General features: G+C 53.8%; 9 protein-coding genes. All 9 read right to left on the bottom strand.

Features of this window, described 5'->3' with window-relative positions; all coding sequences use genetic code 11:
• Window positions 1-114: 114 nt before the first annotated feature.
• Window positions 115-651 (bottom strand): F0F1 ATP synthase subunit delta, encoded by a 537-nt coding sequence (locus ACTG3T_RS05010; RefSeq protein ID WP_439101166.1) that lies wholly within the window; start codon window positions 649-651, stop codon window positions 115-117.
• A gap of 9 nt (window positions 652-660) precedes the next feature.
• Window positions 661-1,131: a F0F1 ATP synthase subunit B gene (locus tag ACTG3T_RS05005; RefSeq protein ID WP_439101165.1), complete on the bottom strand. Its 471-nt coding sequence runs from the start codon at window positions 1,129-1,131 to the stop codon at window positions 661-663.
• A gap of 63 nt (window positions 1,132-1,194) precedes the next feature.
• Window positions 1,195-1,434, bottom strand: a complete 240-nt coding sequence (gene atpE / locus ACTG3T_RS05000) for a F0F1 ATP synthase subunit C (protein ID WP_008293388.1) — start codon at window positions 1,432-1,434, stop codon at window positions 1,195-1,197.
• Window positions 1,435-1,525: 91 nt separating this feature from the next.
• Window positions 1,526-2,404, bottom strand: a complete 879-nt coding sequence (atpB, locus tag ACTG3T_RS04995; RefSeq protein ID WP_439101164.1) for a F0F1 ATP synthase subunit A — start codon at window positions 2,402-2,404, stop codon at window positions 1,526-1,528.
• Between the two features lie 82 nt (window positions 2,405-2,486).
• Window positions 2,487-2,903 (bottom strand): ATP synthase subunit I, encoded by a 417-nt coding sequence (locus tag ACTG3T_RS04990; protein ID WP_439101163.1) that lies wholly within the window; start codon window positions 2,901-2,903, stop codon window positions 2,487-2,489.
• A 198-nt stretch (window positions 2,904-3,101) separates the two neighbouring features.
• Window positions 3,102-3,980, bottom strand: a complete 879-nt coding sequence (locus ACTG3T_RS04985) for a ParB/RepB/Spo0J family partition protein (RefSeq protein ID WP_439101162.1) — start codon at window positions 3,978-3,980, stop codon at window positions 3,102-3,104.
• Window positions 3,981-3,982: 2 nt separating this feature from the next.
• On the bottom strand, window positions 3,983-4,780 hold the full coding sequence (locus ACTG3T_RS04980; RefSeq protein ID WP_439101161.1) for a ParA family protein: 798 nt from the start codon (window positions 4,778-4,780) through the stop codon (window positions 3,983-3,985).
• A 13-nt stretch (window positions 4,781-4,793) separates the two neighbouring features.
• Window positions 4,794-5,429 carry a 16S rRNA (guanine(527)-N(7))-methyltransferase RsmG gene (gene rsmG / locus ACTG3T_RS04975; protein ID WP_439101160.1) on the bottom strand — a complete coding sequence of 212 codons (636 nt, stop codon included), beginning with the start codon at window positions 5,427-5,429 and terminating at the stop codon, window positions 4,794-4,796.
• A 3-nt stretch (window positions 5,430-5,432) separates the two neighbouring features.
• Entirely contained in the window at window positions 5,433-7,382 is a 1,950-nt protein-coding gene (mnmG, locus tag ACTG3T_RS04970) for a tRNA uridine-5-carboxymethylaminomethyl(34) synthesis enzyme MnmG (protein ID WP_439101159.1), read from the bottom strand.
• Window positions 7,383-7,694: the final 312 nt, after the last annotated feature.

Raw genomic sequence — 7,694 nt, 5'->3', positions numbered from 1 at the left:
CAATGGTTCCGACGTTGCGTGCTTCGCTGCTGACGTCCAGCTGATCGATTCGCTGGCGAATCAGATCGCTTATTTCAGATGGATTCAGTTGCTGCATGATCTGTTCCTCAAAAACTAGTTTGTCAGTGCTTCGGCAAGCTTATTCAGCCGCCCGCGAACACTGCCATCGATAACCAGGTCGCCTGCGCGAATCAGTACGCCGCCCAACAGGCTGCTGTCGATACTGGTACTGACGACAACTTCGCGGTCGAGGCGCTTACCGAGTGCCTGGGCAATGCGGTCTCGGACTGCATCAGGCACTTCAAAAGGCGAAACCATTTCTACATCGACGCTCTGCTCACGCTGTGCCTTTAACTGGGCAAACAAGGTGAGAATGTTCGGTACCAGACCCAAGCGACGGTTTTCCGCCAAGACGTGGAGAAAACGTTTGCGGCTCTCTCCGAGCTCGTCGCCCATCAGGTTTACAAACGCATCCGCCTGCTTTTCGGTGGTGAGCGAAGGGTCGCCCAGAAGGGTTTGTACTGCCTCATCGGACACCACCGCAGCGACGAGCTGAAGCTCGCCTAACCACTCATGCAGCGCGTTTTCTGAGTTGGCGTATTCAAAAGCGGCACGGGCGTAGGGCCGTGCCAGTGTGCTGAGTTCTGCCATAAAGCCGGCCTACAGCTCTGCGGCAAGTGTGTCGACGAGTTCGGCGTGTGCCGAAGCGTCAATACTCGCACCCAGAACTTTTTCAGCGCCGGCCAGAGACAAAGTCGCAACCTGACCGCGCAGCTGTTCGCGCGCCCGGTTACTTTCCTGCTCTATCTCAGCTTGTGCCGCCGCTTTTACGCGATCGGCTTCAGCTACTGCCGCTTCCTTGGCTTCATCAACGATCTGGGCAGCCCGACGGTTAGCGGCATCAACGATGCCTGCCGCTTCTTCCTTGGCTTCTTTCAAACGCTCGACAGCTTTCTCTTTAGCCAGCTCAAGATCGTGACCTGCCTTGTCGGCAGCCGCCAGGCCTTCAGAGATCTTCTGCTCACGTTCCTGCATCGCGGCCAAAATAGGTGGCCATACGTACTTCATGCAGAAGACGACGAAGGCTACAAACGCCAGCATTTGCCCGATGAGGGTAAGGTTAATATTCACTACCTGCTCCTTGCGAAAACACGCGGACGGCAACAGCCGTCATGGGATAAGTAATCCGGCGTATTAGGCCGCTGCACCAGGTGCAACAACGAAGATCAGGAACATAGCGATACCAACACCGATAATGGGGATAGCATCTACCAGGCCAGCGCCCAGAAAGAAGGTGGTTTGCAGCTTGGGTGCAAGTTCCGGCTGACGGGCAGAACCTTCGATCAGCTTACCGCCGAGAAGGCCTACGCCAATGGCAGCGCCAAGACCGCCGAGGCCCATCATGATTGCAGCAGCAACGTAGATCAGTTCCATTGTTTTCTCCTAAAGTCTCACAGTATTGAAAGTTAAAAAGTACGTTTGTAAACCAGTGTATAAATCGCTTGTTCTGTTATCGCTTGTTCTATTAATGGTCTTCATGGGCCATGCTGAGATACACGATGGTCAGGACCATAAAGATAAAGGCCTGCAAGGTGATCACCAGAATGTGGAAGATTGCCCAGCCCACCTGCATCAATGCAGCAGGTAGCATCCACATCACACCGGCGCTAAACAACGCAGCAATCAGAATGAAAATCATCTCGCCCGCATACATGTTGCCGAAAAGACGCAGACCCAGCGAAAAAGGCTTGGCCAGCAGACCAACCACTTCCATAAAAAGGTTCACCGGAATAAAAAGAGGGTGATTGAAGGGGTTCATCGTGAGTTCTTTTACAAACCCAAAGCCCTTCACTTTGATTGAGTAGTAAAGCATGAGGATGAAAACACCCACGGCCATGCCCATAGTGATATTGGGATCAGTTGAAGGCACGATTTTCTGATACTCAACGCCCACCAACATAAGGGTATGGGGAATAAGATCGACGGGCAGAAGATCCATGAGGTTCATGAGAAACACCCACACGAAGATTGTGAGCGCTAACGGTGCGATAACGGGGTTACGGCCATGGAAAGTATCTTTCACGGTATTGTCGACAAACCCTACGACCATCTCGATCGCATTGGTCATACCTGTGGGCACACCAGAAGAAGCTTTTTTGGCGATGCTTCGAAAGAGCCAGCAAAAAATAATACCGAGTCCTATGGACCAGATCATGGAATCGATGTGTATGGCATTAAAACCCATGGCAGCGGCTTCTTCACCACCGTGAGCCATGGTCCAAACCCCGCCTTCCTGAACAGTACTGCCATCGTGGCGATGGTAACCACCGGGCAACTTCCCATAGGTAAGGTTCGTCAGGTGATGGACGATATAGTCTGAAATTGTCTGAGATTCGCCTGCCATCTGTGCTTTCGCCCTTCTGCCCTACGTTTAACCCGTGACTTTAGCTGTAAAACTTTCGTACGTACGTACTTGTCCTGAGCATCTATCGTGCCCGTAGCAGCCGAATACCATCGACCACTTGTATCACCCAAAACATGCCAAAGCCCGCAAACACCAAACCGGGCTTCGCAGGCTGCAAAACCGCAAAGGTCAGTGCAAACGCCACCGCACTGAGTACAAATTTTCCGCCTTCCGCGGCCAAACCGAGACGCGCGGCGTGCTGCGCACTTTTCCGGGCCGCTGCGGTAATGCGTACCGCAAAATAAGCCTGGGGCACTATGGCGCACATCGCGCCACATACCAGCGATACTGCGCTGGCTAAACCGGCCACCAGGTAAACACCTGGAGCCACCAACAACAGCAACATCATCTGGATGAGGGTGGTCCGCAGATATTGCGGCCTTGGGGGCGTCTTGTGCGCGGCCTGAACAGCCTTTTCCCCCACCCTTTCTTGCGCCACTAACTCGTACGTCCTGATTTGGGCGGCCGCATTATAGGAGGTAAACCTACCGCGTTCAAGCAAAGGCTTGAGCTGTTAGAGGAATAAAAAGCCAAAGAAATACAAGGACTAAGGACGTCATGAGGGTAGCCACTAGATGTAGAGAAAACCACGCTCACATCGGCCACATCTGGTAGCTACAAGGCACTTAAGCATCGATTACTTTAAATGGCTCAGGATACCGTCAAGCTCATCCAGACTACCGTAGTTGAGGACCACCTTTCCCTTGCCACTAGCCCTATGTTGAATATGCACGGCGCTGCCGAGTTTTTGTGACAACTCATCCTGCAGCGTGCGGATATTGGGGTCCAGCGTTTTTGGCTGCTGTGCAGGTTTGTCTGACTGTTGCTGTCGCACTAAGGCCTCTGTTTGTCTCACAGACAGGCCCTTGGCGACCACGCGTCTGGCCAATTGGACCTGGTGGTCAGTATCCAGGGTGAGGAGACAGCGGGCGTGCCCCATATCCAGATCCCCGTGCTCAAGTAGTGTCCGGACATCGGGTGCCAATGCGGTCAGGCGCAGGAGATTAGCAACCGCTGAGCGTGATTTACCCACGGCATCCGCTACCTGCTGCTGAGTCATTTCGAATTCGTTCTGCAAACGCTCCAGGGCATAGGCTTCTTCGATAGGGTTCAGATCCTCCCGCTGAATGTTCTCGATGAGCGACATTGCGATGGTCGATTCATCGGAGACATTCCGAATCAGTGCGGGGATGGTATCCATCCCTGCCTGTTGCACCGCGCGCCAGCGCCGCTCCCCCGCTATGATCTCAAAACGCTCATTGGCGATGGGTCTGACGACGATGGGTTGCATCACGCCCTGGGCCTTGATGCTGTCCGCCAGCTCCTGCAGTGCAAAGGGATCAAAGTCCCGTCGGGGCTGGTACTGACCGCGCTGTATCAGATCGACGGGAAGTTCCTGCAGCAAGCCCTTTTCCGAACTAGCGACTTCTGGCGTAGACGAGGGTTCTTCGGAGCGCTGGCTACCTGCCAACAGAGCATCAAGTCCCTTACCAAGGCTGCGACGTTTAGTGGCCATAGTTATGCTCCCCCGCGGTTTTCTGGGGAGAGGAGACGCTCTTTACGTCGAATCATTTCACCGGCGAGGGCCATGTAAGCCCGGGACCCTCGGGAATACTTGTCGTAGTGCATGGCCGGTACACCATGGCTGGGTGCCTCCGCCAAACGCACGTTCCGGGGAATCACTGTTCGATAAACCCTTTCACCAAAATGTTCGTGCAGCTGTGATGAAACCGCATTGGTAAGACTGTTTCGGGGATCGTACATGGTTCGCAGAATGCCCTCGACCTCCAGACCCACGTTAACACTGGAACGCACCTGCTCAATGGTGTCCAGAAGCGCCGATAAACCCTCGAGGGCAAAATATTCGCATTGCATGGCAATGATTACACCATCCGCGGCCACCAAACCATTCAGCGTCAGCAGGTTCAGCGACGGCGGGCAATCGATAAGAATGTAATCGTAACTGGATTGCACCTGCCCCAGTGCCGCTCGAAGGCGCCGCTCCCGTCCGTCGGCATGAATCAATTCCACCTCTGCAGCGGTGACATCGCCGTTCGCCGGCAGGACCATGAATCCCCCTGCACCGGCTTCTTGAACAGCATCAGCTACGCCACATGCCTCGATAAGAACATCATAAACGCTGCGCTCAAGGGAATACTTATCTACACCGCTCCCCATGCTGGCGTTGCCCTGGGGGTCGAGATCCACCAGGAGGACCCGCTTTCTCATCGCAGCCAGGGATGCAGCCAAATTGACACAGGTAGTGGTCTTACCAACCCCACCTTTTTGATTGGCGATAGCTATTATGCGTGCCACTAGGTCCTTCGCTTCATTGCAGGTCCAAATTTACCCTGGGTCCTATCCGCAGCAAACAACGGTACTCAGACAATCCGGGTACTTCTAAATCAGTGATTGAAACGGGCAATGATTTGCAATCAATGCGTTCCAGCTCATCATCAGGGCGTTGCCCCTTCATGGCAAGAAACTCTCCCGAGGGCAGCAACAGATGCTGACAGCCCGCTATCATATCATCGAGAGAAGCGAAGGCGCGGGACAACACAGCGTCGTAGCGCTGCCGGGGGACAAAGTCGGCGACGCGAAATTTGTGAACCTCAACGTTATCGAGCCCCAGTTCGTTTTTGGCGTGAGTTAAAAATCGGGTTTTCTTGCCGTTACTGTCGAGGAGCGAAAAGTGCCTGTCTGGCAGCGCAATAGCCAGGGGAATGCCCGGTAACCCGGCACCGGTACCTACGTCGATAAATCGCTGTCCCCGCAGATGGGGCAATACAGCAAGACTATCCAGCAGATGTTTTGTCACCATGACATGTTCATCGCGGATCGCGGTGAGGTTATAGGTCTGATTCCAGCGGGAAAGTAGTTTGAGGTACTGCAGTAATAACTGCTGTTGCGCTTCAGTGAGATCCAGGCCGAGACTCGCAAGCCCTAGACTTAAAGGTTTAAGCACTGATCAACGAATCTGCTGTTGGGCGCCCCGGGGCGACTTAGGGGCCAAATCAGAAGCCGAGTCGGTTTCTGAAACCGTATTGGCCGCACCCTGCTTGCGCTTCATGTGCACCAGCAACAGGGAAATGGCTGCAGGTGTCACTCCGGGTATTCTCGATGCCCGTCCCAATGTTTCTGGTTTTTGAGCAATGAGTTTGTCGCGAACCTCATTGGATAAACCTGACACCTGCTGGTAATCCATATCCAGCGGCAGAGACAAGCCCTCGTAACGGCGCACGCGATCAATTTCGTCCCGCTGCCGATCGATGTAGCCCGCATATTTGGCCTGGATACTCACCTGCAGGGCGGCCTGTTCATGATCCACACCTTCAGAATCCAGCGCTGCGATATCTGAGTAATCAAGTTCCGGGCGTTTGAGCAACTCGGCGTAGCTGTATTCTCTGGACAAGGGCTTGCCGAGTTTGTCGTTCAGGCTTTGCGCGGCACCGCTTCCCGGATGCACAAAAGTCCGCGAAAGTCGCGCCTGTTCCTCAACGATGATATCTCGCTTACGGCTGAACTGATCCCATCGCTCATCGCTCACAAGACCCAACTGTCGACCCTGTTCCGTTAGTCGTAAATCGGCGTTGTCTTCGCGCAGGAGTAATCGGTGTTCGGCGCGGGAGGTGAACATACGGTAGGGCTCTTTTGTACCCATGGTGATCAGGTCGTCTACCAGCACTCCAAGGTAAGCCTCATCTCTTCGGGGACACCAGGGTGCCTCTTCACGATTTGCGAGAGCAGCGTTAATTCCAGCCAGCAAGCCCTGTGCAGCGGCCTCTTCGTATCCGGTGGTGCCATTGATCTGTCCGGCAAAATACAGACCCGCGATGGAGCGTGTCTCCAGCGATGACAGGAGATCCCGGGGATCAAAGAAGTCGTACTCGATGGCATAGCCGGGACGGGTAATGTGAGCATTCTCAAAACCCGCGATGCTGCGAACCAGTTCCATCTGCACATCGAAGGAAAGGCTTGTGGATATCCCGTTGGGATAAAGCTCGTTGGTCGTTAGTCCCTCAGGCTCCACAAACACCTGGTGGGAAGTTTTGTCAGCAAAGCGCTGCACTTTGTCTTCCACACTGGGGCAATAGCGAGGTCCTTCGCCTTCAATAACCCCCGTGTAGAGCGGGCTGCGATCAAGTCCCGCGCGAATGATCTCGTGGGTGTGCTCATTGGTGTAGGCCACCCAGCAGCAGCGCTGGTCGGGGTGTTCACTGCGATCTCCCAAAAAGGACATCACCGGACGGGGGGTATCACCCCACTGTTTTTCCAGACTCTCCAGATCGATACTGCGAGCATCCAGACGTGGCGGTGTTCCGGTTTTCAAGCGCTCAACTCGCAGGGGAAGCTCCCGCAATCGGTCTGCGAGCGTATTAGATGGCGGATCGCCAGCCCGTCCACCGGCGGAACGCGTAAGCCCGATATGCATTTTTCCGCCAAGAAAAGTGCCGGTGGTTAAGATCACCCTTGAGGCCTTGAAGCGCAGACCGGTTTGCGTAACTACGCCGCGAACGGACTCGTTTTCGATAATCAAATCATCGACGGCCTGCTGAAAAACCTGCAAGCCCTCCTGCGCCTCAATAATCGCGCGGATAGCATTGCGATAGAGCACCCGATCCGCCTGAGCACGAGTGGCGCGTACGGCTGGTCCCTTGCGATTATTTAAAACACGGAATTGAATGCCCGCCTGGTCCGTGGCTTTGGCCATGGCACCGCCCAGAGCATCAATCTCTCGGACCAGGTGGCTCTTACCGATACCGCCGATGGCCGGGTTGCAGGACATCTGTCCCAGGGTGTCGACAGAATGGGTCAGAAGTAGAGTCGCACAACCCATCCGCGCAGAGGCTAACGCTGCTTCAGTGCCCGCGTGTCCGCCTCCGATGACGATGACGTCAAAATGTGATGGATAGTCCATGACTCGATTGTATCTGCTCTTGTCCGTATACCAGAGGATTATCTTTCTGATGCCTCACTTGATGTCTTACTTGACGCTGGCGGTCCTCATGCAAGGTGGTCTTCCTACAACTGCGATTTCTCTGACTACTGTTTAAAAGGGTCGCGGATTATAGGGGGGCCGCAAAATCCTGCAAGGTGTTACGCAATGACGTATTTAAATAATTAATTAAGTACCTTTATATAGATATGTTTATTTATAGATGTTGTTATTAGGGACGATCTTTTTACGTATAACTTGTTTTTTTTATTTCAAATCAACAGGTTATTTCAA

Origin of the sequence: Congregibacter sp. (assembly GCF_965660375.1) — a bacterium.
Classification (GTDB): domain Bacteria; phylum Pseudomonadota; class Gammaproteobacteria; order Pseudomonadales; family Halieaceae; genus Congregibacter.
The sequence above is the reverse complement of the archived record's forward strand: the minus strand, read 5'-3'. Positions and strand labels throughout refer to the sequence as shown.

Excerpts from the sequence above, each read along its gene's own strand:
- mnmG (WP_439101159.1), bottom strand. The coding sequence starts at position 7,382 with ATGGACTATCCATCACATTTTGACGTCATCGTCATCGGAGGCGGACAC.
- atpB (WP_439101164.1), bottom strand. The coding sequence starts at position 2,404 with ATGGCAGGCGAATCTCAGACAATTTCAGACTATATCGTCCATCACCTG.
- ACTG3T_RS04985 (WP_439101162.1), bottom strand. The coding sequence starts at position 3,980 with ATGGCCACTAAACGTCGCAGCCTTGGTAAGGGACTTGATGCTCTGTTG.
- ACTG3T_RS05010 (WP_439101166.1), bottom strand. The coding sequence starts at position 651 with ATGGCAGAACTCAGCACACTGGCACGGCCCTACGCCCGTGCCGCTTTT.
- atpE (WP_008293388.1), bottom strand. The coding sequence starts at position 1,434 with ATGGAACTGATCTACGTTGCTGCTGCAATCATGATGGGCCTCGGCGGT.